General features: G+C 65.1%; 21 protein-coding genes. 10 read left to right on the top strand and 11 right to left on the bottom strand.

Going from position 1 to position 26,041, the window contains the following annotated elements; genetic code table 11:
* Positions 1-43: 43 nt before the first annotated feature.
* The 6 genes from glcF (at position 44) to QQS38_RS16530 (ending at position 9,479) form a co-directional block, all read left to right on the top strand.
* Positions 44-1,267 (top strand): glycolate oxidase subunit GlcF, encoded by a 1,224-nt coding sequence (gene glcF, locus QQS38_RS16555; RefSeq protein ID WP_479646458.1) that lies wholly within the window; start codon positions 44-46, stop codon positions 1,265-1,267.
* Between the two features lie 34 nt (positions 1,268-1,301).
* Entirely contained in the window at positions 1,302-1,706 is a 405-nt protein-coding gene (locus QQS38_RS16550; RefSeq protein ID WP_479646457.1) for a heme-binding protein, read from the top strand.
* Between the two features lie 40 nt (positions 1,707-1,746).
* Complete coding sequence (locus tag QQS38_RS16545; protein WP_479646595.1) at positions 1,747-3,921, top strand: malate synthase G; 2,175 nt, start codon at positions 1,747-1,749, stop codon at positions 3,919-3,921.
* Between the two features lie 151 nt (positions 3,922-4,072).
* Entirely contained in the window at positions 4,073-5,725 is a 1,653-nt protein-coding gene (locus QQS38_RS16540) for an L-lactate permease (RefSeq protein WP_479646456.1), read from the top strand.
* Positions 5,726-6,290: 565 nt separating this feature from the next.
* Complete coding sequence (locus tag QQS38_RS16535) at positions 6,291-8,129, top strand: putative bifunctional diguanylate cyclase/phosphodiesterase (RefSeq protein ID WP_479646455.1); 1,839 nt, start codon at positions 6,291-6,293, stop codon at positions 8,127-8,129.
* Between the two features lie 207 nt (positions 8,130-8,336).
* Positions 8,337-9,479 carry a methyltransferase gene (locus QQS38_RS16530; RefSeq protein WP_479646454.1) on the top strand — a complete coding sequence of 381 codons (1,143 nt, stop codon included), beginning with the start codon at positions 8,337-8,339 and terminating at the stop codon, positions 9,477-9,479.
* 72 nt (positions 9,480-9,551) lie between these two features.
* On the opposite strand, the gene QQS38_RS16525 is transcribed toward QQS38_RS16530, so the two are convergent.
* Positions 9,552-9,875: a DNA-binding protein gene (locus tag QQS38_RS16525; RefSeq protein WP_479646453.1), complete on the bottom strand. Its 324-nt coding sequence runs from the start codon at positions 9,873-9,875 to the stop codon at positions 9,552-9,554.
* Positions 9,876-10,205: 330 nt separating this feature from the next.
* On the opposite strand from QQS38_RS16525, the gene QQS38_RS16520 reads away from it, so the two are divergent.
* Positions 10,206-11,042 (top strand): class I SAM-dependent methyltransferase, encoded by an 837-nt coding sequence (locus QQS38_RS16520; protein WP_479646452.1) that lies wholly within the window; start codon positions 10,206-10,208, stop codon positions 11,040-11,042.
* Between the two features lie 70 nt (positions 11,043-11,112).
* Here the strand turns inward: QQS38_RS16520 and QQS38_RS16515 are convergent, their stop codons facing one another.
* Both QQS38_RS16515 and QQS38_RS16510 read right to left on the bottom strand, forming a co-directional pair.
* On the bottom strand, positions 11,113-11,736 hold the full coding sequence (locus QQS38_RS16515; RefSeq protein ID WP_479646451.1) for a DUF1415 domain-containing protein: 624 nt from the start codon (positions 11,734-11,736) through the stop codon (positions 11,113-11,115).
* Between the two features lie 35 nt (positions 11,737-11,771).
* Complete coding sequence (locus QQS38_RS16510) at positions 11,772-12,437, bottom strand: TetR/AcrR family transcriptional regulator (protein ID WP_479646450.1); 666 nt, start codon at positions 12,435-12,437, stop codon at positions 11,772-11,774.
* 265 nt (positions 12,438-12,702) lie between these two features.
* On the opposite strand from QQS38_RS16510, the gene QQS38_RS16505 reads away from it, so the two are divergent.
* Complete coding sequence (locus QQS38_RS16505) at positions 12,703-13,992, top strand: MFS transporter (RefSeq protein ID WP_479646449.1); 1,290 nt, start codon at positions 12,703-12,705, stop codon at positions 13,990-13,992.
* Positions 13,993-14,023: 31 nt separating this feature from the next.
* On the opposite strand, the gene QQS38_RS16500 is transcribed toward QQS38_RS16505, so the two are convergent.
* A complete protein-coding gene (locus QQS38_RS16500) occupies positions 14,024-15,517 on the bottom strand; it encodes an MFS transporter (RefSeq protein ID WP_479646594.1) in 1,494 nt (497 codons plus the stop codon).
* A gap of 281 nt (positions 15,518-15,798) precedes the next feature.
* On the opposite strand from QQS38_RS16500, the gene QQS38_RS16495 reads away from it, so the two are divergent.
* Positions 15,799-17,058 carry an Hsp70 family protein gene (locus QQS38_RS16495; protein ID WP_479646448.1) on the top strand — a complete coding sequence of 420 codons (1,260 nt, stop codon included), beginning with the start codon at positions 15,799-15,801 and terminating at the stop codon, positions 17,056-17,058.
* Between the two features lie 198 nt (positions 17,059-17,256).
* On the opposite strand, the gene QQS38_RS16490 is transcribed toward QQS38_RS16495, so the two are convergent.
* The gene (locus QQS38_RS16490; protein ID WP_277430260.1) at positions 17,257-17,460 is read right to left on the bottom strand and encodes a cold-shock protein; all 204 of its coding nucleotides are present in this window, start codon (positions 17,458-17,460) and stop codon (positions 17,257-17,259) included.
* 436 nt (positions 17,461-17,896) lie between these two features.
* Here QQS38_RS16490 and QQS38_RS16485 point away from each other — a divergent pair, with 436 nt between their 5' ends.
* A complete protein-coding gene (locus tag QQS38_RS16485) occupies positions 17,897-19,489 on the top strand; it encodes an APC family permease (RefSeq protein ID WP_479646447.1) in 1,593 nt (530 codons plus the stop codon).
* Positions 19,490-19,649: 160 nt separating this feature from the next.
* On the opposite strand, the gene QQS38_RS16480 is transcribed toward QQS38_RS16485, so the two are convergent.
* The 6 genes from QQS38_RS16480 to prfA all read right to left on the bottom strand — a co-directional run bounded on the left by QQS38_RS16480 (position 19,650) and on the right by prfA (position 25,968).
* The gene (locus QQS38_RS16480; protein ID WP_479646446.1) at positions 19,650-20,432 is read right to left on the bottom strand and encodes a DODA-type extradiol aromatic ring-opening family dioxygenase; all 783 of its coding nucleotides are present in this window, start codon (positions 20,430-20,432) and stop codon (positions 19,650-19,652) included.
* Positions 20,433-20,598: 166 nt separating this feature from the next.
* A complete protein-coding gene (locus tag QQS38_RS16475) occupies positions 20,599-21,195 on the bottom strand; it encodes a UbiX family flavin prenyltransferase (RefSeq protein ID WP_479646445.1) in 597 nt (198 codons plus the stop codon).
* Positions 21,196-21,254: 59 nt separating this feature from the next.
* Positions 21,255-21,566, bottom strand: a complete 312-nt coding sequence (grxD, locus tag QQS38_RS16470) for a Grx4 family monothiol glutaredoxin (RefSeq protein WP_479646444.1) — start codon at positions 21,564-21,566, stop codon at positions 21,255-21,257.
* 96 nt (positions 21,567-21,662) lie between these two features.
* Positions 21,663-23,744, bottom strand: a complete 2,082-nt coding sequence (locus tag QQS38_RS16465; RefSeq protein ID WP_479646443.1) for a hybrid sensor histidine kinase/response regulator — start codon at positions 23,742-23,744, stop codon at positions 21,663-21,665.
* Positions 23,745-23,957: 213 nt separating this feature from the next.
* Complete coding sequence (prmC, locus tag QQS38_RS16460; protein ID WP_479646442.1) at positions 23,958-24,854, bottom strand: peptide chain release factor N(5)-glutamine methyltransferase; 897 nt, start codon at positions 24,852-24,854, stop codon at positions 23,958-23,960.
* A 31-nt stretch (positions 24,855-24,885) separates the two neighbouring features.
* On the bottom strand, positions 24,886-25,968 hold the full coding sequence (gene prfA, locus QQS38_RS16455) for a peptide chain release factor 1 (RefSeq protein ID WP_479646441.1): 1,083 nt from the start codon (positions 25,966-25,968) through the stop codon (positions 24,886-24,888).
* Between the last annotated feature and the right edge of the window lie 73 nt (positions 25,969-26,041).

Raw genomic sequence — 26,041 nt, 5'->3', positions numbered from 1 at the left:
CGAGCCGACTCGGGACACGAGGCCGACGACGACTATTCGATCGATGCAAACCACTCTTAGCGAACAAGCCCGCGCGTTGCCGCGCGCCGAAGAAGCCGAATCGATTTTGCGCGCCTGCGTGCATTGCGGCTTCTGCAACGCCACCTGCCCGACCTATCAACTGCTCGGCAATGAGCTCGATGGGCCGCGCGGGCGCATCTATCTGATCAAGCAAGTGCTCGAAGGCGCCCCGGTGACGGAGAAGACGCAAGCTCACCTCGATCGCTGCCTGACGTGCCGCAGTTGCGAAACGACATGCCCCTCGGGCGTGCGCTATCACTCGCTGCTCGACATCGGCCGCGCCGAAGTCGAAAGGCGGGTGCCGCGCCCGGCAGCGCAGCGCATGCTGCGCGGTGCGTTGCGCCGCGTCGTGCCGGAGCCCGGCTTGTTCGGGCCGTTGCTGAAAGCGGGTCGCGCGCTGCGTCCGCTGTTGCCGAGTGCTTTGCGCGAGAAGATTCCGGCGGCCGCGCCGGCCGCATCGGGCGTACGCCCCGCACCGCGGCATGCTCGGCGTGTCTTGATGCTCGAAGGCTGCGTGCAGCCGGCGCTCGCGCCCAATACGAACGCCGCCGCAGCACGCGTGCTCGATCGGCTCGGCATCAGTGTCGTGCCCGTTGCGCAGGCCGGCTGCTGCGGCGCGACCGAATACCACTTGAACGCGCAGGACGCGGGGCTCGAGCGGGCGCGCCGCAACATCGACGCTTGGTGGCCCTTCGTCGAGGCCGGGGCGGAGGCGATCGTGCTGACGGCAAGCGGCTGCGGCGCCTTCGTCAAGGAATACGGCCATCTGCTGCAGCACGATGCCGCGTACGCCGAGAAGGCCGCACGCATCAGCGGCCTTGCCCTGGATCTAGTCGAAGTGATCGCACGCGAGCCGCTTGACGCTTTGCACAAAAGCGAGCCGAAACGCATCGCCGTGCATTGCCCCTGCACGCTGCAGCACGCGCAAAAGCTAGGCGGCGCGGTGGAGGCGCTGATGCTTCGTATCGGCTTCGACCTTACCCCCGTCGCCGATTCGCATCTATGCTGTGGTTCGGCAGGGACGTATTCGCTGACCGAACCGGCGCTGGCCCGGCAACTGCGCGACAACAAGCTCGACGCGCTGGAGGCCGGGCGCCCCGACGCGATCGTCACCGCAAATGTCGGTTGCCAGACGCACCTGAACGGAGCGGGCCGCAGCGCGGTGCGCCATTGGATCGAGCTCGTCGACGCGCTGCACGGCGTTTGACGTTGCCACAACCCTTCACTCGAGAGATTTAGCGATGCAAACGAAATCCGTACTGGGACAGACAGAAATCGACACGATCGTCGCCGCCGCGCGTGCCGAAGCGCAAAAGCACGGCTGGACGGTGGCGATCGCGCTCGTCGACGATGGCGGCCACCCGCTTGCGCTCGTGCGCTTGGAAGGGGCTTCGCCCGTGAGCGCCTACATCGCGATCGAAAAAGCGCGCACGTCTGCGCTCGGCCGGCGCGAATCGAAGGCTTACGAGGATATGATCAACGGCGGGCGCACGGCTTTCTTGAGCGCACCGCTCGCCGGCACGCTCGAAGGCGGGGTGCCGGTTGTCGTGGACGGCCAGGTCGTCGGCGCGGTCGGCGTATCGGGCGTCAAATCGGAGCAGGACGCGCAGGTGGCCCGAGCCGGCGTGCAAAGCATCGCCGCTTGAGCGGCGATTTTCAACGAAACGACATAACCGCACCATGAACATGACCGACCACCAGGGACTGCGCGTCGATTCGGCGCTCAGCCAATTCATCGAGCGCGAGGCACTGCCGGGCACCGGCATCGACGCGCAGGCCTTCTGGCAGGGTTTCGCCGCCATCGTGCACGAGCTCGCCCCTAAGAACCGGGCGCTGCTTGCCGAACGCGACCGGCTGCAAACCGAGCTCGACCAATGGCATCGCGACCACCCCGGCCCCGTGCGCGACCTGCGCGCCTATCGCGCGTTTCTCGAAGGCATCGGCTACCTCGCGCCGGCGCCCTCGAGCGTGAAAGTCGGCACGGCGGGGGTCGATGGCGAGATCGCCGAGCAGGCGGGGCCGCAGCTCGTCGTGCCGCTGTCGAACGCACGTTATGCGCTGAACGCCGCGAATGCTCGCTGGGGCAGCCTCTATGACGCGCTGTACGGCACCGATGCCTTGCCCGAGGATGGCGGCGCTGCGCGCAGCGGCGGCTACAACCCGGTGCGAGGCGCGCGCGTGATCGAATATGCGCGTGCGTTCCTGGATCGCGCGGCGCCGCTCGCGGGCGCGTCGCATCGCGATGCGGTGGCGTATACCGTGCGCGACGGCGCGCTCGTCGTGCGCACGAAGGCGGGCGAGGCAAGCCTTGGCTCGCCCGCGCAGTTCGTCGGCTATCAAGGCGAGAGCGACGCGCCGACGGCCGTACTGCTCAAGCATCACGGCTTGCACATCGAAATCCAAATCGACGCCACCGGCCCGATCGGCAAGACCGACGCCGCGCACGTGAACGACGTCGTGCTCGAAGCGGCGGTCACGACGATCATCGACTGCGAGGATTCGGTGGCGGCCGTGGACGCGGCGGACAAGGTCGCGCTCTATCGCAATTGGCTCGGTCTCATGCAAGGCACGCTCGTCGAGCAGGTCGCGAAGAACGGCAAGACGTTCACGCGCCGCCTCAACGAAGACCGCACGTACCGTGCGGCGGATGGCGGCACGCTCACGCTGCATGGCCGCTCGCTGCTGTTCGTGCGCAATGTCGGGCACCTGATGACGACGGGGGCCGTCTTCGATCGCGACGGACACGAGATTCCGGAAGGCATCCTCGACGCAGTCGTCACGACCTTGTGCGCACTGCACGACCGGCAAAACCACCGCAACTCGCGCACGGGCGCGATCTACATCGTCAAGCCGAAGATGCACGGGCCGGCCGAAGCCGCTTTCGCCGATGAACTGTTCAGCCGCGTCGAACGGCTCTACGGCCTGCCGGCACAGACGATCAAGATGGGCATCATGGACGAGGAGCGGCGCACGAGCGTGAATTTGGCCGCCTCGATCGCTGCTGCGGCGGGACGTGTGGCCTTCATCAATACGGGCTTCCTGGATCGCACGGGCGACGAGATGCACTCGGCGATGGAAGCCGGGCCGATGCTGCGCAAGGGCGACATGAAGAGCTCGGCATGGATCGCGGCGTACGAGCGCAACAACGTGCTCGTCGGCTTGAGCTGCGGGCTGCGCGGACGCGCGCAAATCGGCAAAGGCATGTGGGCGATGCCCGACCTCATGCATGCGATGCTCGAACAAAAGGGTGCGCAGTTGCGCGCGGGTGCCAATACGGCATGGGTGCCCTCGCCCACGGCCGCCACCCTGCATGCGTTGCACTACCACGAAGTCGACGTCCAAGCGGTGCAGCAATCGCTCGAGCAAATCGACTACGCGGGCGAGCGCGACGTGCTGCTCGACGGCTTGCTGACGGTGCCCGTCGTCGAGCGTGCGCAGTGGTCGCCGGAAGAAATTCGCAGCGAAGTCGAGAACAATGCGCAGGGCATTCTCGGTTATGTCGTGCGTTGGATCGATCAAGGCGTCGGTTGCTCGAAAGTGCCCGACATTCACAACGTCGGCTTGATGGAAGATCGCGCGACGCTGCGCATCTCGAGTCAGCACATCGCCAATTGGCTGCGCCATGGCGTCGTCACGCCCGAGTTCGTGAGGGAGACGTTCGAGAGGATGGCGATCGTGGTCGACAAGCAGAACGCCGGCGATCCGAATTACCGGCCGATGGCGCCGAACTACGAAGCGTCGCTCGCGTTCAAGGCGGCCTGCGCGCTTGCATTCGAAGGCCGGACGCAGCCGAGCGGGTACACGGAGCCATTGCTGCATCGGTTCCGGCTCGAACTGAAACGCCACTTGGCGGGCGGCTGAGAAAAAGGAGTAGGCCGGGGCGTCGCCTATCGGGGCGGCGGCGCACCGGCCGCGCCGCAGAGCAATGTGCGGCGCGAAGCGCAGTGCTGCCCCGCTGACGGCGCTGCGCCGATGCGTGGCGCCCGTCGATAATGACTATCAAGGAGACAAGATGAATCCAACCGTGGCGCTCCCGCCCGGAACGGTGTTCGCGCAACCGCTCACGCCCGTCGGGAATTCGCTTTTTCTATCGTTCGTCGTCGCGGCGTTGCCGATCGTCGTCGCGCTCGTCATGCTCGGCGTGCTGCGCCGGCCGGCATGGCAAGCGTCGCTGGCCGGCTTGATCGTGGGGCTCGTGATCGCCATCGCGCTCTGGGGAATGCCGGCAGGCCTTGCGTTCGATGCCGTCGGCGCGGGCATGGCCCTCGCGCTCGTGCCGGTCATGTGGATCGTCTTCAACGCGCTGCTGCTGTACAACATCGCGGTGAAGACGGGGCGGTTCGATCAATTCCGCCAGTGGATGCTCGATCACTTGCCCGACGATCGGCGCCTCGTGCTGCTCGTCGTCGCCTTCTCGTTCGGGTGTTTGCTCGAAGGCATCTCGGGCTTCGGCACGCCGGTCGCCATCACGAGTGCGCTCTTGATTGCCCTCGGCTTTCCCGCGATCGAGGCGCTCACGTTCACGCTGATCTTCAATACGGCGCCGGTGGCCTTCGGTGCGCTCGGTGTGCCGATCACCGTGCTCGGCGCGGTCACTTCGCTGCCCCCGGTCACGCTCGGTGCGATGGTCGGCCGGCAATTGCCGTTCTTTGCACTGCTGCTGCCGTTTTACGTCGTCGGCGTGTATGGCGGCGTGCGCTCGATCGGCAAGCTGTGGCCCGCGTTGCTCGTCTCGGGCGGCAGCTTCGCGCTCGCGCAGTTCGTCACGTCGAACTATCTGAGCTACCAGTTGACCGATGTGCTGTCGTCGCTGACGTCGCTGATCGTGACGATCGGTTTTCTGAAGGTGTGGCGGCCCGAAGTCGATCCTCAATTCGCGATCGCACGCAGCGGGGAGGCATTGGCCGGTGTGGGCGCGGCGCGCCGGCGCGTGGGGTGGGGCGGCTGGTTGCCATGGCTCGTCGTCTCGGTCGTCGTGATCTTCTGGGTGCATGCCAACATCGCGATGATCGGCGATGTGAAGATCAAGTGGCCGGGGTTGCACAACGCCGTCTATGTCTCGCTCTATAAGAAGCCGTACGCCGCGATTTGGGACTTCCAGCCGCTCGGAACCGGCACCGCGATCTTGCTCGCCGCCATCATCACGGCTGTCGTCTCGCGTTTGAGCGTGGCCGATTTTTTCTCGTGCATCGCGGCGACTTGGCGCCAAACGCGCATCGCGATCGTCACGGTCATGATGATCGTCGGGCTGGCCTATTTGCTCAACTACTCGGGAATGAGCTACACGCTCGGCACCGGTGTTGCATCGACGGGAGCGCTGTTCCCGCTCGTGTCGGCCACGCTCGGGTGGATCGCCGTGTTCCTGTCGGGCAGCGATACCTCCGGCAATGCATTGTTCGGCAATCTGCAAGTGGTCGCGGCGCGCCAACTTGGGTTCGACCCCGTGCTGATGGCCGCGACGAACTCGTCGGGCGGTGTGATGGGTAAAATGATTTCGCCGCAGAACATCGCCACCGGCGTGTCGACGACGGACCTCAAGGGCCAAGAGGGCGTCGTGTTCGCGCGGACGTTCTGGCATAGCGTGTTCTTGACGCTGCTGCTCGGCGTGCTCGTGTTCCTGCAGCAACACGTGCTCAGCTGGATGATTCCGGCGCTGCCGCAGTAAGGGGGCCGGGCGCGCGGCCGGCTGGGGCCGCGTGATGCATGAAGGCATGACGAATGGGCGAACGCGCGGCCAGTGGCCGCTCGTTCGCCCGCTTCGCTTTCACGGGTGCGCTCGCGAGCGTGAACTAGCGTACGCAGCCCCTACCGCCACGCGCCGCAATTCAGTGGTGCGAGAGCGGCGCTAACCGCAATGACTGAGTCTCGCCGTTCGCCACGGCAATGCTGCGAACGGCGCGATCGATCGGCGCGAGAATCTTCGCCCGGCATGGTGCGTGCTGGGCGTTTCTCGCAGCTTTTAGGACGACCGGGCTGCGCGCTTTCTCGATTGCACGGGGGTGCCTATGCCGATTGGGGCACGATGATGCGGCTCGCGACGATGTTTTTTGTCTAAACTTTTAGGACGAGCGGCCGTAAGTACGAAGAGCGCATAGCTTTTCATGCGTGCGGGCGCGCAGATGGCGTCCCTGCGCTTACATTCCATCGCCATGCCTTATGAGTCGCCTAGCTTGACAGCAGCAGCACAGAACGCGAATAGCGCGGCACCTGCTCGCGTCGGCGCAGGTTTCGTGCGTCGCATCTACGTGCTGCGGCTTTTCGGCTTTGCGGTCGGCCTCTTTCCGCTGATCGTTTTGCTGCATTCGCAGCATGCGCCGGTCGGGACCTTGGCCGCCATCGCCGCCGCCTGCCTGATCTGGCCTCACCTCGCTTTCCTCCATGTGCGCAACGCGCCGACGCCTCTGGCACGCGAGCGCTGGAATTTCATGGTGGACTCGATGACGGGCGGGTGGTTCGTCGTCGCCGTTCATTTTGCGCCGGTCGCCACGGTCGTGATTTTCCTCATGTTCGCGATCGACAATATGGCCGCCGGAGGCTGGCGGATGTTCGGTTATGGCCTTGTTGCCATGGTTGCCGGTGTGGCGGGCGGCACGCTGGTGTTCGGGGCGCATTGGGCGCACGCGATCGATCCCGGCGCATCGATCGCATGGGTGCCTGTGATCATCGGGTACCCGCTCGTACTCGCGAAGACGACCTACGACGTCTATATCAAGCTCAGCGAACGTTCACGTCGTCTGCGCGAACTGAGCGAGCGCGACAGTCTCACGGGCCTGTCCAATCGCATGACGATCGTGGCGAAGCTGCAGGCGCTGATCACTTGCTCGCGCGGCATCGAGGTGTTGTTCATCGATCTCGACGCGTTCAAGACCGTCAACGATGCGCTCGGCCACAACGTGGGCGACAGGCTGCTCAGCGAAGTGGCGGCGCGGCTGACCGCCTGCGCGGGCCGTGACGATCTGGTTGCGCGCTACGGCGGCGACGAATTCGTCATCGTCAGCGAGATGCGCAGCAGCGGGGAAGGCCCTCACGTCCTAGCCGATGCCGTGCTGGCTGCGCTCGCCGTGCCGGTGATCGTGGGCGAGCACGAACTCGTGGTCGGCGCGAGCATCGGCATCAGCGTGTTTCCCGAAGACGGAGCCGATGCCGAATCGCTCATCCGCGCCGCCGACATGGCGATGTACGCGGCCAAGAGCCGAGGCCGCAATTGCTACGGGTTCTATCGCCGCAGCATGCGCAACGACGCCGATGCGCGCCTGAAAATGTCGGGGCGCTTGAGAAAGGCGATCGAGTCCGACGCGCTGCATCTGAACTTCCAGCCGCAAGTGGATATGCGCACGGGCGCGGTGCGCGGCTTGGAGGCGCTCGTGCGCTGGCACGACGAACACTATGGCTTCGTCAGCCCCGTCGATTTCGTTAGCGTCGCGGAGGCGTCGGGCCTGGTCGCTCAGTTGGGCGAATGGGTCTTGCGCGCAGTGTGCGAGCAGTTCTCGGTCTGGCGCGAATTGCAGTTGGAGCTGGTGCCGATTTCCGTCAACGTATCCCCGCTGCAATTGCAACGGGGGGACATCGTCAAGACGTTCCAGCGTATCGTCGGCGAAACCGGTATGGATCCATCCATGCTCGAACTCGAAGTGACGGAAACGGCCCTGATGAAAAATCCCCAGGCATCGGCGCGTCGCCTGGCCGAGTTCCGGCGGTTGGGCATGCGCGTGGCCATCGACGATTTCGGCATGGGCTATTCGAGCTTGGGCCAGTTGCGCACGCTGCCGGTGGATCGCGTCAAGATCGATCGGGCGTTCGTGCGAGGGATCGGTTTTGGCGACTCGGGCGCCATCGCGACGGCGGTCGTCACGTTGGCCAATGCATTCGAGCTTGCGGTGATCGCCGAGGGCGTGGAGACGCATGCGCAGCGCACATTCCTCTTGAAGCTCGGCTGCTGCGAGGCGCAGGGCTTTCTGTTCAGCAAGCCGCTCGATGCCGATGCGACGACGCGGCTACTGCTGCAGGGCGCGACGCTGCCCGTGTGTGTCAAGGACGAGCGCCGCTCGCGTCGCGGCGTCGCGGCCTGAGCCGAGCCGGTGGGCGCGCCGCGGCCGATTCCGTCTCCCGTGTCGGCCGAAGACCATGGCGGCCGTGCGATGCGCGTCCGGCGGGGCGCTCGCCGTGGTCTTCGACGGTAGATTCTCGAGGTGCAGCCGAAAGCGCGGTATCGTGTCGCTTTGCGCGAACTCGGCCGATGCCGGGCAACTGCGCTCCTCATACTTCGATCTCGTTTCGTGACCTCTTCTTCCCCGTTTCCCCTTATCGTTTGGACCGACCCGGCGGGCGAGCATAGCGCGCGCTGGCGCTCCGAAGCCGGTGTGCCGCCGCCGCGCCGCGTCGTCGTCGCCGATGACCGCACGACCGCGGACGCCGCCTACCGCCTGGCCTGCGAGGGCACGGCGCTCTTATGGCAGGGTGATTATCAGAACGCGCGTCAGTTGTTGCAAGCGATGGCGCGCCGGGTCGAGCGCAAGCCCCGCAAGCAACCGGCTTCGCCGCTCGACGCGTTCAACGCGCACCGGCAAGCGCAGGCGCAGCGCGCGCGCACGCTCGGCATGCTGTTGATTCCGCTCGAAGCCGATTATTCGATTGCGCTGCGGCGCGCCCCCGAGGTGAGAGACGCTTGCCGCGAAGCTTACGGACCGGCCGATGCCGGCGGCGCGACGCCGTCCGTCGTCTCGCTGCGGGAACTGCTCGGGCTCATCGGCGCGCACGAATGGCGCAAGAAAGGGGTCGCGATTCCGGCGCTGGGCGCGCGCATTCACCCGTATTACGGCGTGTTCTCGCCCGTGAGAGGGGAGTATGTCGACCTCGTGGCGCGCGCGCCGCTAGCCGCACATTCCCTGGCATTCGATATCGGCACCGGCACGGGCGTATTGGCCGCCGTGCTCGCCAAGCGCGGCGTGGCGCGTGTCGTCGCCACCGACACCGACGCGCGCGCACTCGCTTGCGCGCGCGAAAACATCGAGCATCTAGGCTTGAGCGATCAGGTCGAAGTGATCGAGGCCGACCTGTTTCCTCCCGGCCGCGCACCGCTCATCGTCTGCAACCCGCCGTGGCTGCCTGCGCGACCCAGTTCGCCGATCGAGCGTGCGATCTACGACGCAGACAGTGGCATGTTGCGGGGATTTCTGGACGGTCTTGCCGCCCATCTCGAGCCGGGCGGGCAAGGGTGGCTCGTTCTGTCCGATTTCGCGGTGCACTTAGGGCTGCGCTCGCCCGATGCATTGCAGGCGATGATCGATGCGGCGGGCCTGAAGGTGATAGGAAGGGATGAGATACGACCGATTCATCCGAAGGCGGCGGATTCGACCGATCCGCTTTACGGCGCCCGAAAGGCCGAGGTGACCTCGCTGTGGCGGCTCGGCGCGAAGTGATGCCGGCGGAAGCGGGTACGCGCCGGCGCCGGTCGCGGGCGCTTAGCGGCATCCCGCGGCATGCCGGCGCCCTCAGCCCGGATAGGCTTCGTCGACGTTCAATCCCGCCAGCTTGAAGATGACGCGTAGCGTTTGCGGGCGAATCTCACGCCGCGAGGCGAGCGTCGTGAGAATGAAGTCGACCACCTTGGCGTACTTGAGCAGCGTCAGCATGGCTTCCAAGCCGGGCTCGGAATCGCGCATCGATTCGGCGAGCCGCAACATTTCGACTGAGATGTCGCGGGCCATCTCGAGCTCCAATTGCTGTTTTTCCGACCAGCCTGTCGGCGGGGTGAGGAGATTGGCGAGCATCGCTTGAAACTTTTGCTCGGCGTCTCGGTTGGGTATCGTAGCCATCGCTGTCGTCCTTGTGCTGTCGTCAACGCTTCCTGCCGGCTGGCGTTCCAGAGTGCTGGAGTTCTGGACCGTTACGTTACGTAACGCCTTTGCGCTTCGCGCGTTACGCTTGCCCGCTGCGGTGGGCTCAGCGCCCGCGCGCGCCGCGCGTTTGCCCGTGTTCGGCCATCGATCGAGCGGGCGTGAAGCAATGCGTCCGCGCGTCTTTGCATAAACCGTTCCTGCGCCATTGCCGGCGTCTTTGCGCTTTTCGGTAAACTGACGCGATTGTTCTTATGCTTCTGTAGGCTGTCGCACGTTGGAGGCGACTTGCCCGAGAGCCGTCCCACTATGTCCACCAAGACTTACGAAATCCGCCCCGAGCAATCCGTCGAGTTGCTCAAGGAGCTGCACATCCTCACGCGCGACGGCAAGCTGAACCAAGACAGCCGCCGCAAGCTCAAGCAGGTCTATCACCTGTTCCAGTTCATCGAGCCGCTGCTTGAGGACGTAATGCGCGATCGCGGGTCCATTACGCTCGTCGATCACGGCGCGGGCAAGTCGTATCTTGGTTTTATCCTCTACGATCTTTTTTTCAAGGCGTTGCCGCCCGGGACCGGGTCACAAATCTTCGGAATTGAAACGCGGGCCGAGCTCGTCGAAAAATCGGCGGCGCTCGCGCAACGGTTGGGCTTCGAGGCGATGTCGTTCTTGAACGTGTCGGTGGCCGATTCCATCGATTCGGCGCGCTTGCCTCAAACCGTCGATGTCGTCACCGCGCTGCACGCTTGCGACACCGCAACCGACGACGCGATTCGCTTCGCCTTGGAAAAGCGCGCGCGTTATATCGTGCTCGTGCCGTGCTGTCAGGCGGAAGTCGCGGGCGTTTTGCGGCGCAACAAGGGCAAATCGCTGGGCAACGCGCTCACCGAAATTTACCGCCACCCGCTGCACACGCGGGAATTCGGCAGCCAAATCACCAACGTCCTACGCTGCCTGCAATTGGAGGCGCACGGCTACCAGGTGAGCGTGACCGAGCTCGTCGGCTGGGAGCATTCGATGAAGAACGAGCTCATCATTGCCCAGTACAAGAATTTGCCGCGCAAGCGGCCAACCGAGCGCTTGGCGCAAGTGCTCGATACATTCGGACTCGATTCGCTGCGCGAGCGATTCTTCGCACCGGCTTAGCGCCGCTTGGGGCCGAGGTCGAGGTGGGGGCCGACGGCTCCTCGCCGCGCCCCGAGGGGCACGCGCCGTTCTAAGCGTTGCTCTGTCCGCGACTCGGCGCCTCTTCTCCGGCCTGCTCCCGCATCCAACGGCGCCATCCCTCGTGTCCGAGGCGGCGTAGCGTTTCCTGATTGCGCTCGAAAATCTCGGCGGCATCTGGAAACGCTTGCGTTGCGCGCTCGACGCTCGCTTCGCGCAGCAAATGCAAGATGGGGTAGGGCGCGCGGTTCGTATAGTTTTCGATGTCCTCGGGCTGCGTATCCGCGAACTGATAGTGCGGATGGAAGCTTGCGATCTGCAGCTCTCCCGTCAGCCGCATTTGCTCGAGCAGCCGCTCGGCGAAAAACAGTGCGTCGTTGAATTCGAGGAAATCTGCGAACGCTCGCGGAAAAATCAGCAGCGTCGTGTCGATGCGCTCGGCATCCGCTTCGACGAGCGTGCGCAGCTCCGTTTCGAGCGCGGCGAGCATCCCCTCGACGTCGCGGGCCTCGCTCACCACGTAACGGATCTGGTCCTTCGCCTGGACGCCCTTCGCGAACGGGCACAGATTCAGCCCGATCACCGCGCGCACGAGCCAATGGCGTGTCGCTGCGACGATGGCGTCGCTGGCGTCACGATCGGCGGGCGGATGCGGCTGCGGGGCGGTGTCGTGCATATCGTTTGGCTGTGGCGGAGGGAACCGCGGGCATTTTACGCGTCGTTGCGCTGCGGGCACGCGGCCGCCACGAGCTGCGCAGCCACGCGCGCGGCCGAGCGGATCGGGCCGCATCCCGGCCCGTAGGTCTGGCTGGCCGCGTACACGCCTTCGATCAGTAGCGCCAACGCATCGGCTAGGGCGGCCGGATCGTCGGCTCCCGCCGCGCTCGTCAGCGCCCGCAGCCGTTCGATCAATTGCGCCTTGTTACGCGCAACGATCTCCCGCGCCGGGTGCGAGGGGGCGGGGAACTCGGCCGCCACGTTGACGAACGGACATCCACGGTAACCCTCGCGCGAAGCCCTGCGCTCGAGGTCCTCGAAATACTGCGCGATCTGGCGCACCGGGTCGCCGGGATGCTGCTCGATGCTCTTGTCGAAGTAGCTGAAAAAGCAATCGTTGGCCTGTTCCAGGTAGGCGACGATCAACTCGTCCTTGGACGAAAATTGCCGGTACAGGCTCATTTTGTTGACGCCTGCGCGCTCGACCACGGCATCGACGCCGACGGCGCGCACCCCTTCCTGATAAAAGAGCTCGCCCGCAGCGCGCAGCAACAACTGCTGCGCCGTTGCGCCGGCGGTATGCGGCCGCGCTTTGGCGGCGGCGGCCGCTTTGGCCGTCGCGGCGTGGCTGAGAGAGTGTTCGGCGCTTCGCGTCGTCATGGTGAGGTGTCCGGGTTGTGCTTGCGGTGATGATCGGCGCTCGCCGCTCGGTCGCGCAAGCCTACGAATCTGATCCACTTGACATGTTACCGATCGGTCACTAGCATGGCAACTCGTGTTTGTGACTGATCTGTAACATCGAATGCGCGGGCGTCGGGCCGAGCGAGTCTAGAGCGAGTTTCGGACGGACGCACCGATAACAACGACAACGCCAACATGCGCGCGTAGCCGCCTTGCGGCCGGCCGCGCGCCCACAGGAGTGCCGATGAACTGGATTGCAAAAAGAATCAGTGGGCGTGCCCATTACGGATGGGTCGTCGCCGCGGTCGTGTTCCTGGTGTTGCTCTCCGCCGCCGGGACGCGCGCCACGCCGAGCGTGATGATGCTGCCGCTGGAACATCAATTCGGCTGGAGCCGGGCGACGATTTCACTGGCGATTTCAGTCAACATTGCGCTCTACGGCCTCACCGGGCCCTTCGCGGCGGCCTCGATGCAGCGCTTCGGCGTGCGGCCCACGCTCATGACGGCCCTGGCCGTGATGGGCGGCGGCGTCGCCCTTTCGTCGATGATGACGGCGCCCTGGCAAATGATCCTCATTTGGGGCGTCATGGTTGGCGGGGCAACGGGTGTCGCGGCGTTGACGCTGTCGGCCACGGTCGTCAATCGCTGGTTCGCGCAGCGCCGCGGCCTGGTGATGGGTATCCTGACGGCTAGCTCGGCTACGGGCCAACTCGTGTTCCTGCCGATGCTCGCCGCGGTGGCGGAGCATCATGGCTGGCGCCCGGTCGTGCTGATCGTGGCGCTCGCCGCGGCGCTCGTGCTGCCGCTCGTCGCGTTCTTGTTGCCCGAGCGCCCGGGTAGCGTTGGGCTGCGTCCCTATGGAGAGCCGCACGACGCGCCGCGCACGGATGCGCAAGCCGCGAAGAATCCACTCGCCATCGCGTTCGGCACGCTCGCTTCGGCCAGCAAAAACCGCGATTTCTGGCTCCTATTCTTCAGTTTTTTCATCTGCGGCGCGAGCACCAACGGCTACGTGGGCACGCACTTGATCGCGATGTGCGGCGACTACGGCATGAGCGAAGTGCAGGGCGCATCGCTGCTCGCGGCCATGGGTATCTTCGATCTGTTCGGCACGACGCTCTCCGGCTGGCTGTCCGATCGCTTCAACAGCCGGGTGCTGCTGTTCTGGTATTACGGGTTGCGCGGGCTGTCGCTGATCTATCTGCCCTACGCGTTCGGTTTCGACTTCTTCGGGCTGCCGCTGTTCGCGTTGTTCTACGGGCTCGATTGGATCGCCACCGTGCCGCCGACCGTGCGCTTGACGACCGACGTCTTCGGCAAGGAGTCGGCGCCCGTGGTGTTCGGTTGGGTCGTGGCGGGCCACCAACTCGGGGCCGCGTTCGCCGCCTATGGCGCGGGCCTGCTGCGCGCGAGCCTCGGCACCTATACGGTCGCCTCGATGATCTCGGGCGGGTTGTGCTTGATCGGTGCGATGCTCGTCTTGAGGATTCACCGCCGGGGCGCCGCGGGCGCCGTCGCCGCGCGGGCCGCTTGACGCTAGCGCCGTTCGACGCGCGGGCGGGTGCTCAGCGTGCGTCGGCGTCGTCGCTGAGCGCGGAAAGCGGCGTGGCGACTTGCTCCAACGCTTTGCGCTCGGCGTCGACGCCCCAGATCGCCGCAATCGCGCCGGCCGCGACCATCAACGCGGAGCCGAGCAGGTAGCCTTCGAACACGGCGCTGCGCTGCTGCGTGTCGATGAGCCGGCCGAACAGCGCTGGGCCGGCAATGCCGCCAAGTGCGGTGCCCAAGGCATAGAAGACGGCGATGGCAAGGGCGCGGATCTCGAGCGGGAACGATTCGCTCACCGTGAGGTAGGCGGAGCTCGCGGCGGCCGAAGCAAAGAAGAAAATCACCATCCAAGCGACGGTTTGCTGCTCGACGGTCAGCATCCCATGCGCGAACAGGTAGCCGCTGCCCGTCAGCAGCAGCCCCGAAAGGGCGTAGGTGCTCGCGATCATCGTGCGGCGCCCGATCGCGTCGAACGCATGGCCGAGCACGATCGGGCCGAGAAAGTTGCCGAGGGCGAACGGCAGGAGGTAGCGGCCGACTTGCGCGCTCGGCACGTGATAAAAGTCGGTCAGCACGAGTGCGTAAGTGAAGAAGATCGCGTTGTAGAAGAATGCCTGCGCCGTCATCAGCGCGAGGCCGACCAACGATCTGCGCCGGTGCGTGACGAACAGCGCGGTGAAGACTTCCGCGAGGGGCGTGCCGTCACGCCGCGCAAAGCGCAGTGTCTTGAGCTCGTTCGACAGCGGCGCGCCTCCGGCGCGATGAAAGCGCGCTTCGATGGCCTGCACGATGCTGTGCGCACGATGCGGCTCGTTGTGTGTGAGCAGCCAGCGTGGACTTTCCGGCACCCAGACGCGCATGAAGACGATGACGAGCGCGAGCGCCGCGCCGATGAAGAAGCAGGCGCGCCAGCCCAAGTCGCCCGGTACGACGCTGGGATCGAGCAATACGAGCGAGCCGCCGGCGCCAAGCGCCGCGCCCACCCAAAATGTCCCATTGATGCCGAGGTCGGTCCAGCCGCGTACGCGTGCCGGCGTGAATTCTTGGATCGTCGAATTGATGGCCGCGTACTCTCCGCCGATGCCCGCCCCCGTCAGAAAGCGCAGTATGGCGAAACTGGCGAAATTCCAAGAGAACGCCGTGGCCGCGGTGGCGACGAGATAAAGACCGAGCGTTGCGAAAAATAGTTTGCGCCGCCCGAGCCGGTCGGTGAGCCAGCCGAAGCCGAGCGCGCCGAGCACCGCGCCTGCGATGTAGGCGCTGCCGGCAAGGCCGATATCGGCGTCGGTCAAATGCAGGGCGGGGCTGGTCTTGAGCGCGCCCGCCACCGCGCCTGCGAGCGTGACTTCGAGCCCATCGAGCAGCCACGTCACGCCCAGCGCGATGACGATCAATGTATGAAAGCGGCCCCATGGCAAGCGATCGAGCCGCGACGGCAAGTCGGTTTCGAAGATATCGTCGCGCGGCTCGGCAAGCGTGGCCGCGCGTGCGGTTGGCTCCGGCGCGGGCATCGGGGCCTCGATCGCACCGAGCCCCGTCTCCGGCGCGGCGGGGCGTGGTAGGGGCGAGGGCGCTTTCATGGAACGGCGTCTCCTTGGGGGTGGGTGGACTTGGGAGCGTCGCGCGGGCTTCGCAGCGGACCGTTGGCGGGGCGCGCAAGTGGCGTGCCTGCCGGTGGCCAATTGCGGCGCCCGAATACCGTCTCGAATGGCGCACCGATTGCTCCCATCGGTCAGTTCGTGATAAAAAGCGCTCCCTTCCGTTGTATTGTGTTGGCATAAAGCGAGTTGCGATGAAAGCGAAGCCTTACTGTGCGATCGACTTCGGCACGTCCAACTCGGCCGTGGCCCTGCCGCGCGGCGAGACGATGGTGCTGGCGCCCGTCGAAGGCGCCCATACGACGCTGCCCACCGCGGTCTTCTTCAACACGGACGAACATACGCGCGCCTACGGCCGCGCCGCGCTCGCCGAGTACATCGACGGTTTCGACGGGCGCTTGATGCGCTCGCTGAAAAGTATTTTGGGCTCGCCGCTGGCTGAGACCGCCACGGACCTCGGCGACGGCAGTGCCATCAAGTACACCGAAATCGTCGCGATCTTCGTCGGGTTTCTCAAGCGCCAAGCGGAGTTGTGCGCGGGCGTGCCGATCGAGCGGGCCGTGCTCGGACGCCCGGTGTTTTTCGTCGACGACGATCCGCGCGCGGATGCGCTGGCGCAGCGCCAGCTGGCCGGCGCCGCGCAGGCGGCGGGCCTGAGCGAAATCCATTTCCAGTACGAGCCGATCGCCGCCGCTTTCGACTACGAGTCGCGGTTGAGCGCCGAAGCGCTCGTTTTGGTCGCCGATATCGGCGGCGGCACGTCCGACTTCTCGCTCGTGCGCGTGGGTCCGGACCGCATGCGCCACATCGAGCGCAAGGACGACGTGCTCGCGCATCACGGGGTCCATGTGGCCGGGACCGACTTCGACCGGCGCGTCGAGTTGGAAACGATCTTGCCCGAACTGGGCTACCGTTCCCTCGATCCGGAAGGCCGCGAAGTCCCGAACCGCATTTATTTCGACCTGGCCACTTGGCATTTGATCAACACCGTCTACTCGGGCAAAAGGATCGGCGAACTGGCGTTGATGCGGCATCTGTACCGCGACGCGCGCCACCACGAGCGGCTCATGCGGGTGGTCGAGCGTCGGCTGGGGCATGCGCTTGCCGCGCGCGCGGAAGAGGCCAAGATTGGCGTCGCGGCGGGCGGGGAGACTTCGATCGATCTGGACGACGTCGAAACCGACTTGCGCGTCGCGTTCGACGACGCGCAACTGATCGCGGCAGGCGCGGACGAGACGCGGCGCATTGCGGAGGCGGCGCGCGAAACCGTGAGGGCCGCGGGGGTGGCGCCGGGCGACGTGGACGCGCTGTATTTCACGGGCGGCTCGACTGGCCTGCACTTCTTGACGCAGGCGCTGTGCGGCGTTTTTCCCGCCGCCCGTCCCGTATTCGGCGATCGTCTGGCGAGCGTCGCCGCGGGCCTGGGCATTCACGCGCAACGCCTGTTCGCTTAGCGCGCCGCTGCGCCCATTCGACACAGGCGACCGCGTCTTTCGGCGCACCGCCCTGGCGGCCGGATGCAGCGCCCCCTTGCGACATCGGCCGTCCAAAGCAAAAACCCCGCATTTCGCGGGGTTTTTGCTTTGCGAAGCGCGCTGCCTGGGCGACGACTCACCGCTTGACAGCGGGAGCGCCGGGCAGCGAATCAGCCTTTAGACCGGCTTGATGTTCGCAGCTTGCTTGCCCTTGGGGCCCGTCTTCACTTCGAACGACACTTTTTGGTTTTCTTGCAGCGTCTTGAAGCCTTCAACGCGAATTTCCGAGAAGTGCGCGAAGAGATCCTCGCCGCCACCATCGGGGGTGATGAAGCCAAAGCCCTTTGCGTCGTTGAACCACTTGACGGTACCGGTTTCCATATTACAAATTCCTAAATCTGGATAAAAAAGGCCGAAGCCTGGGAGCGCACGAAAATCAAGGAAGGGTAATAGGACAACCGGAGTACCTGATGGGGGCGAACTACGAAAGACCAATCCACACTCGCCACTTGAAATCCTGCACCGTTGTTATACGGCGAATTCCGTCTGCCGTCAACCATATTTCGCAGCGCAATAAACGCGCCCGGGCGGCACGCCTAACGCAACTTCTTACAAGGCTTTCATGCGTCGACGGTTTTTTTGCTGGCGACGGATCATTTCGCACCAATTAAGTGAATGCAACCGGTAAACTACGCGCCGCGCCGGTGCGGTTGCGCCAAGTTGCGGCTCGCTTGCCGCAGGGTTTGCCCGGTTGCACGCTTCTTGCAGAACCAGCGCGTCCCCCCGCGCGCCATTCGTATATCCCCAAGGAGAGGTTGTGAAAAGTTCTATTCAACGGAACATCGGGCCGTTTGCGCTGATGCTCACCGGCTTGGGTTCCATCATCGGTTCCGGCTGGCTGTTCGGCGCGTGGAAAGCCGCCAAGATCGCCGGTCCCGCCGCCGTGTGCGCTTGGATCATCGGCGCCGTAGTCATTTTGGCAATCGCGCTCACCTACGCCGAACTGGGCGCGATGTTCCCCGAGTCGGGCGGCATGGTGCGCTACGCTCGTTATTCGCACGGCGCGCTCGTCGGCTTCATCAGCGCATGGGCTAACTGGATCGCCATCGTTTCGGTGATCCCCATCGAAGCCGAGGCGTCGATCCAGTACATGAGCACGTGGCCTTACGAGTGGGCGCACAACTTGTTCGTGAACGGATCGCTGACACCGCCAGGGTTGTTCCTGTCGGCGTTGCTCGTCATCGTCTACTTCATGCTGAACTACTGGGGCGTGAAAGTGTTCGCGCGCGCGAACACGGCCATCACCGTGTTCAAGTTCATCATCCCGGGATTGACGATCGCGGGCCTGCTGGCATCGGGCTTCCATAGCGAGAACTTCGGCACCTCGAGCGAGTTCGCGCCCTACGGCTGGTCGGCCGTGTTCACGGCCGTGGCGACGAGCGGCATCGTGTTCAGCTTCAATGGCTTCCAAAGCCCGGTCAATCTGGCAGGCGAGGCGCGCAACCCGTCCAAGAGCGTACCGTTCGCCGTCATCGGTTCGATTCTGCTGGCGCTCGTGATCTACGTGCTGCTGCAACTCGCCTACATCGGCGCCGTCAATCCGGCCGATGTCGCCAAGGGTTGGAGTCACTTCAACTTCGCCTCGCCGTTCGCGGAACTCGCGATCGCGCTGAACCTGAACTGGCTTGCCATCCTGCTCTACGTCGACGCCTTCGTGAGCCCGAGCGGCACCGGCACGACCTACATGGCGACGACCACGCGCATGATCTACGCGATGGAGCGCAACAATACGCTGCCGAAAATGTTCGGCAACGTCCACCCGTTCTACGGTGTGCCGCGCAACGCGATGTGGTTCAACCTGGCCGTCTCGTTCGTCTTCATGTTCTTCTTCCGCGGCTGGAGCTCGCTTGCCGCCGTGATCTCGGTCGCCACCGTCATTTCCTATCTGACCGGCCCGATCAGTCTGATGGCGCTGCGCCGCACGGCGCTGGATGTCGAGCGGCCGCTGAAATTGCCGTTCATGGGCGTCATCGCGCCGTTCGCGTTCGTCTGCGCCTCGATGGTGCTGTATTGGGCGAAGTGGCCGCTCACCGGCGAGATCATTCTGCTGATGATCGTCGCGCTGCCGATCTACTTCTATTACCAGGGCAAGTCGGGCTGGGGCGGTTGGGGCGGCGACCTGAAGGCGGCTTGGTGGCTCGTCGCCTATCTGCCCACGATGGCGGCCCTCTCCATCCTCGGCAGCAAGCAGTTCGGCGGCATCGGCGCCTTGCCCTATGGCTGGGATATGCTCGTCGTGGCCGTCGTCGCGCTGATTTTCTACTTCTGGGGCGTCAATACCGGCTATCGCACGCGTTATCTGGACGAGCGCGAATCGGAAGAAGACATTCTGGAAGGGGTGGGGGTCTAATTCGGCGCCAGGTTCGCCGCGCGTTGCGCGCGAACCGAACGCAGCAAGCAAGAAGAGGAGCGAAGGCCCGTTTGACGATGAGTCGGACGGGCCTTCGTTTTTTTGGGGGCGCGCAGCGGGGGACGGGGCGTTCGAGGGTCCCAAAGGTCCTAGGCCTGCCTCAGCCTGCAAAGACGTAATTGGTCATCGCCAGTGCGCGCTGGAACGTGCCCAGCGATTGAATTTGCAACGAATAGCTGTCGGGCGCGGCGCCAAGCGAGGCGAAGATCGGCAGTAAATGCTCGTCCGTCGGGTGCATGAACTCGGCGTGCGGTGCGCGGCGCCGGTAGTCCAACAATGTATCGAGATCGTGCTCGGCGAGCCGCGCTTCGAACCACTCGGTGAATTCTGCGACGCGCGGGTCCACATCACCGGGCTTGGCGCCGAAGTCGGCTGCGCGCAAGTTGTGCGTGATCTGACCGGAGCCGACGATCAGCACGCCTTCGTCCGCCAACGGCCGCAGCGCCCGTCCCACGGCATAGTGATGCGCGGGATCGCGATGCGGCTGAATCGACAGCTGCGCGACGGGGATGTCGGCCTGTGGATACATCAGCAGCAACGGCACCCACGCGCCGTGATCGAGGCCATGCGCTTGCGTTTTCGCGGGTATCTGCGCCTGCGCGAGCAACGTTGCCGCCTTGCGCGCCAAGTCGGGCGCGCCGGGCGCTCGATAGCTCAGCGCGTACAGTTCCCGCGGGAAGCCGTAAAAATCGTGAATCGTCTCCGGAGCCTCGGCGGTGCTCGCCACGGGGATCTCGGTGCACCAATGAGCCGACAGCATCAGGATCGTTTTCGGCCGCGGCAGCGTCGATGCGAGCGAGGCGAATTCGGTCGATGGCATCGACGGGTCGATCGGCAGCGTCGGGGCGCCGTGCGACAGGAATAGCGAAGGTAAGCGTGACATGGTGCGGGCTCGTCGATGCGTCGATGACAATGACGCAGCATAAGCCGATACGCCGGCGGGATAAACCGGCGTTCAGGAAATGGATCGTGTCATAGGCGTTGCGAATGCCGATGCGCAAGCAGCGGGAACGAGCGCAAAAGCGGCGCGGTACAAGCGCCGCACGCGCTTACGATTGCGCTCGCAACCCCGGCCAAGCAGCGGCGCGCGCGGGGCCGAGCGCAAACATGTCGAGCACGCGCGCCACGGTGTCGTCGACGATGTCGTCGACGGACGCCGGGCGGTTATAGAAGGCCGGCAGGGGCGGGAAGATGACGCCGCCCATCTCGGTCACGGCCGTCATATTGCGCAGATGGGCGAGATTCAGCGGCGTCTCGCGCGCGAGCAGCACGAGCCGCCGGCGCTCTTTGAGCGTGACGTCGGCGGCGCGAGCAATCAGATTGTCCGATAGCCCGTGCGCGATGCTGGCAAGCGTCTTCATCGAACACGGGGCGACGATCATCCCGTCCGTCGCGAACGAGCCCGATGCGATGCTCGCACCGACGTCGCGCACGCTGTGGACGACGCCCGCCAGAGGATGGATGTCGTCCTTGGTCAGCCCGAGTTCATGCTGGATGTTGAGCCAGCCAGCGCTCGACACGACGAGATGCGTCTCGAGCGCGTCGATACGCCGCATCGTTTCGAGCAAGCGGATACCGTAGATCGCGCCCGTGGCGCCGGTGATCGCGACGATCAGCCGGCGCGGCGGCACATTGGCAGGGGACATGGCGGCAGCGGCGGCGCTCGAGCGATGGGCCGCGAGACGCGGCTCCGGTGCGCTCAGCCTTAAGCCGCGGTGAACAGCTGTCGCAGCTCACCCGATTCGTACATCTCCATCATGATGTCCGAGCCGCCGACGAATTCGCCTTTCACGTAAAGCTGGGGGATCGTAGGCCAGTTCGAGAATTCCTTGATGCCCTGACGGATTTCGTCGTCTTCGAGCACATTCACGGTCTTGAACTGGTCCAAGCCACATGCCTTCAGAATTTGCACGGCGCGGCCCGAAAAACCGCACATCGGAAACTGCGCGTTGCCCTTCATGAAGAGCACGACGGCGTTTTCATCGACGATTTGCTTGATGCGTTCTTGCGTATCCATGACTGACCTTGTGTTTTCGCGCCGAGCGCGAAAAGGTGAAAAACGGGAGAGACAGAGCGAAATGATAGCGGATTTCATCGGCCCCGGCCGATGCGCTTAGCGCCGCACGCTCGGACCCTCGGCGAGCATGAGGGCCAGCTTGTCGGCGAGTTCGGCGAACGTGAACGGCTTGGACAGCAGGTGGATGCCTGGGTCGAGCCGCCCCTGGTGGACGATCGCATTGCGCGCGTAGCCCGTGGTGAACAGGACGGGCAACGTGGGGCGGGTGGCCCGCGCTGCATTGGCCAACTGTCGTCCGTTCATGCCCCCCGGTAGCCCGACGTCGGTGAACAAAAGCTTGATCTCGGGGTGCTCCCCGACGAGCCGTAGCGCGCTTTCCCCATCGGCCGCCATGACCACGCGATAGCCGAGCTCGCCCAGCATCTCGCTCGTCGCCGTGCGCACGTTCTCGTCGTCTTCCACGAGGAGGATCGTTTCGCCGCCGCGGCTCTGCGGCGCCGGCCGGTGCTCGACTTGCTCGTGTTCGGCGACGTCGCCCGCGAGGCGAGGCAGGTACAGTTTGACCGTCGTGCCTTCGTTGATCTCGCTGTAGACGCGCACGTGTCCGCCGGACTGTTTGACGAAGCCGTAAACCTGGCTCAAACCGAGACCGGTGCCTTGTCCGACCTCTTTGGTCGTAAAAAACGGCTCGAAGACGTGCTCGATGATTTCGCGGCTCATGCCCATACCGGTGTCGCTCACGGCGACCATCACGAACTGGCCGGGCTCGAGGCCTTCGAAGCGCGCCGTGTAGGCTCGGTCGAGCCGGCAGTTGGCGGTTTCGATCGTCAGCTTGCCTCCTGACGGCATGGCGTCGCGGGCATTGACGGCCAGATTCAGAAGGGCGCTTTCGAGCTGGTTCGCGTCCACCGACACGCGCCAAAGGTCGCCCGCGTTGACGGTTTGAATCGAGATGCCTTCGCCGAGCGTGCGGCGCAACAGATCCGACATGCCGGAGACGAGCTTGCCGACATCGGTGGGTTTGGCGTCGAGTGCTTGGCGGCGCGAGAAGGCGAGCAAGCGCCGCGTCAAGTTGGCGGCGCGATCCGCCCCGCGCAGTGCATTGTCGATGAAGCGCTGCATGTCCGCGCCTTGCGGGGTGTGCAAGAGGTTGCCGGCGCGCCGCTCAAGCCCCTCGAGACTGCCGATCACCACCTGCAGCAGATTGTTGAAATCGTGCGCGATACCGCCCGTGAGCTGGCCGATCGCCTCCATCTTTTGCGATTGGCGCAGTTGCGCTTCGATATTGCGTTTCTCGGTCAGATCGCGGGTGACCTTCGCGAAGCCGATGACTTCGCCATCGGGGCCGACGATCGCGTCGAGCAGCGCATTGGCCCAGAAGCGCGAGCCGTCTTTGCGCACGCGCCACCCTTCGCCTTCGAACTTGCCCAAGCTCGCCGCGCTTTGCAGCACACGCTGCGGCACGCCGTTGCGCTGGTCTTCTTCCGTGTAGAAGCGCGAGAAGTGCTGGCCGATGATTTCCTCGGCGCGATAGCCCTTGATTCGTTGCGCGCCGGCGTTCCAACTCGTGATGTAGCCGTCGACATCGAGCATGAAGATGGCGTAATCGACCACGCTTTCGACGAGCAGGCGAAACCGTTGCTCGGTTTCGAGCAACTGCGCCGACGCCTGGCGGCCGCCGTTGGCTTGCGCTCGGCTTTCCAGCAGCGCGGCCTGGTTGCGGCGCTGCTGCGTGGCTTCGCGGGCTTCGTACAGCACGAACGCGATGTCGCCGGTGTCGTCTCTGACGGGACGCAGTGTGGAATCGAGAATGACAGGCGGCTCGTTCTGCCGTGTTTGCGCGAGCATCGCGTCGAACCGTGTCGTGTCGCCCGCCGCCGCTTGGGCGATCGCCTGAAGCATGGCGTCGCGGCTCGGCTGGCCATCCACCGATGCCAGCAGCACGTCGGCCAGCGAGCGGCCGACGATATCCGCCTGCGGAGAGCCGCCCGGCGCAAGGGCGGCGCGGTTGCACTCGAGCACCGTACCATCCGGGCTGAGCAGCGCGATAACCGCCGAGGTTTCGGCAAACGCGATACGCGCTAGCCGATCGTGCGTGGTCTCGGCCGGATCCTCGGGGTTGAGCTCCGTACCGCGAACGGTCAAACGTTTGGCGAAATGAAACGGTACGCGCTTCACGGTGAGCTCCGCTTTGGGTTCGATGGGGTCCGCCGGGTCCGCCCCCTCGAACGGTGGCGAACTTGGATCATATCAGTACGATGGGCGCATGAATCAACACGGAAGGCTGATCGGACCCTCATGGGACCCGAGCGGACAAACGGAGCAACGGCGATCGCACTGCGATGTATTCCTGCTCACGCGATATTCGCGCCCGGTGGAGCCGGCCTCGACTCAACGTTGGCGGGAACCCGCGCGAGGCGCCGCGCCGCCCGTGGCGCGCTCGATTCCGGCCAAGTCGCGGAGCGAATGCACGTCGGTAAAACCTGCCGCGGTCAAGATGGCGCGCACTTCTGCGGCTTGGTCGTAGCCGTGCTCGAACCACAATTGCCCGCCCGATGCGAGGAAGCGAGCCGATCCGGCGACGATCGTGCGGATCGCCGACAGCCCGTCCGCTTCGTCCGTGAGCGCGCCGCGCGGCTCGAAACGCAAATCGCCGGCATTCAGATGCGGGTCGTGCGCGGCGATATAGGGAGGATTCGAGACGATGACGTCGAACGGCTCGGTAGCCTCCAGCTCAGCGTACCAATCGCTTTGCCGCCATTGGATGGCGCCGCCCGGGCGCGCCGGGTCGATCAATTTGGCGGCATTGCGCGCCGCGACCGTAAGCGCCTCCGGTGAGCGATCGACTGCCACGACGCGCGCGTCGGGCCGCGTGCAAGCAATGGCGATGGCGATGGCGCCGCTGCCGGTGCCCAGATCGAGGACACGCGGGCAAGGGGCCGGTTCGATTGCGGTCAGCACCATTTCGACGAGCAACTCGGTTTCGGGACGGGGAATCAGGACGTGCGGCGTGACTTCGAAGGTCAGGCCGTAGAACTCGCGCGCGCCGACGATCTGCGCGATCGGCTCGCCGGCAACGCGGCGTGCTTCGAGCGCCCGGTAGCGGGCGAGCGCATCGACGGCAAGCGGCTCGTCCGCGCGCGTGATGAGCTCCGTGCGCCGCCAGCTAAGCGCATGGCCGAGCAGGATGCGCGCTTCGAGCGCCGGCAGCGGTGAAGCGCGCAGCAAGGCGCGGGCAGTCGGAGCGGGCGGGACCGGCGCGGCGGGCGCGGCAAAATCGGATGTCATGGCAAGGGTGGCGCGACGCGCTATCGGTCTTTCAGTCGGCCTCGCCGAGCGAGGCCAGCAGTTCCGCTTGATGCTCGCTGACGAGGGCCGCGATCAGTTCGTCCAAATCGCCGTCCATGATCGAATCGAGCTTGTACAGCGTCAGATTGATCCGATGGTCGGTGAGCCGCCCCTGCGGGAAGTTGTAAGTGCGGATGCGCTCTGAACGATCGCCCGATCCGATCAGGCTCTTGCGCGTCGCCGCTTCCTTCGCGTGTTGCTCGTGAGCCTGCTTGTCCTTGATCCGTGCGGCGAGCACCTTGAGCGCGCGATCCTTGTTCTTGTGCTGCGAACGGTCGTCCTGGCATTCGACGACGATCCCGGTCGGCAGGTGCGTCACGCGCACCGCCGAGTCGGTTTTGTTGATGTGCTGGCCGCCCGCGCCCGATGCGCGAAACGTGTCGATGCGCAAGTCCGCCGGGTTGATCTCCACTTCGCCGATCTCGTCGGCCTCGGGCATCACCGCCACCGTGCACGCCGAGGTGTGAATACGGCCCTGCGTTTCGGTGGCCGGCACGCGCTGGACCCGGTGCCCGCCCGATTCGAACTTGAGCCGGGAATAGGCGCCCTGGCCCGCGATACGCACGATCACTTCCTTGTAGCCGCCGAGGTCGGAGGCGCTCTCCGACATCATTTCGACCTGCCAGCGCTGACGTTCGGCATAGCGCAGATACATCCGCAATAAATCGCCCGCGAACAGCGCCGATTCATCGCCGCCCGTGCCGGCGCGGATTTCGAGGAAGATGTTGCGCTCGTCGTTGGGATCCTTCGGTAGCAGCATCTTGCGCAAGTCTTCCTCGAGTTGCGCCATTTTGTCGCGCGATGCGCGCACCTCCTCTTCGGCGAATTCGCGCATCGACGCATCGGCGAGCAGCTCTTGCGCCGTTGCCGAGTCCGTGCGGGCCTGGCGCCACAGCGCGTAGCGCTCGACGACCGGACCGATTTCCGCGTGCTCGCGCGTGAGCTTGCGGTATTGGTCGAGGTTGGCGGTCACGTCGCCGCGGGTCAGGAGGTCGTTCAGCTCGGCCAGTCGCGTCGTCAACTGGTCGAGCTTGTGTTGCATGCTCGTTTTCATGTGCGGAGCGAGGCTCCCCGGAAAGAATATGGAAAAGACGGATGGGACGGGCCGGATGGCCGCGCCGGCGCGG

The organism is Trinickia sp. Z7 (genome assembly GCF_056498045.1).
Note: the sequence above shows the minus strand (reverse complement) of the source record. Positions and strands in the feature narration are given on the sequence as shown.

Coding starts and splice junctions, on each gene's coding strand:
- QQS38_RS16475 (WP_479646445.1), bottom strand. CDS start 21,195: ATGTCCCCTGCCAATGTGCCGCCGCGCCGGCTGATCGTCGCGATCACC.
- QQS38_RS16480 (WP_479646446.1), bottom strand. CDS start 20,432: ATGTCACGCTTACCTTCGCTATTCCTGTCGCACGGCGCCCCGACGCTG.
- QQS38_RS16545 (WP_479646595.1), top strand. CDS start 1,747: ATGACCGACCACCAGGGACTGCGCGTCGATTCGGCGCTCAGCCAATTC.
- QQS38_RS16510 (WP_479646450.1), bottom strand. CDS start 12,437: ATGACGACGCGAAGCGCCGAACACTCTCTCAGCCACGCCGCGACGGCC.
- QQS38_RS16520 (WP_479646452.1), top strand. CDS start 10,206: ATGTCCACCAAGACTTACGAAATCCGCCCCGAGCAATCCGTCGAGTTG.
- QQS38_RS16505 (WP_479646449.1), top strand. CDS start 12,703: ATGAACTGGATTGCAAAAAGAATCAGTGGGCGTGCCCATTACGGATGG.
- grxD (WP_479646444.1), bottom strand. CDS start 21,566: ATGGATACGCAAGAACGCATCAAGCAAATCGTCGATGAAAACGCCGTC.
- QQS38_RS16540 (WP_479646456.1), top strand. CDS start 4,073: ATGAATCCAACCGTGGCGCTCCCGCCCGGAACGGTGTTCGCGCAACCG.
- glcF (WP_479646458.1), top strand. CDS start 44: ATGCAAACCACTCTTAGCGAACAAGCCCGCGCGTTGCCGCGCGCCGAA.
- QQS38_RS16490 (WP_277430260.1), bottom strand. CDS start 17,460: ATGGAAACCGGTACCGTCAAGTGGTTCAACGACGCAAAGGGCTTTGGC.
- prfA (WP_479646441.1), bottom strand. CDS start 25,968: ATGAAAACGAGCATGCAACACAAGCTCGACCAGTTGACGACGCGACTG.
- QQS38_RS16550 (WP_479646457.1), top strand. CDS start 1,302: ATGCAAACGAAATCCGTACTGGGACAGACAGAAATCGACACGATCGTC.
- QQS38_RS16525 (WP_479646453.1), bottom strand. CDS start 9,875: ATGGCTACGATACCCAACCGAGACGCCGAGCAAAAGTTTCAAGCGATG.
- QQS38_RS16500 (WP_479646594.1), bottom strand. CDS start 15,517: ATGCCCGCGCCGGAGCCAACCGCACGCGCGGCCACGCTTGCCGAGCCG.
- prmC (WP_479646442.1), bottom strand. CDS start 24,854: ATGACATCCGATTTTGCCGCGCCCGCCGCGCCGGTCCCGCCCGCTCCG.
- QQS38_RS16515 (WP_479646451.1), bottom strand. CDS start 11,736: ATGCACGACACCGCCCCGCAGCCGCATCCGCCCGCCGATCGTGACGCC.
- QQS38_RS16495 (WP_479646448.1), top strand. CDS start 15,799: ATGAAAGCGAAGCCTTACTGTGCGATCGACTTCGGCACGTCCAACTCG.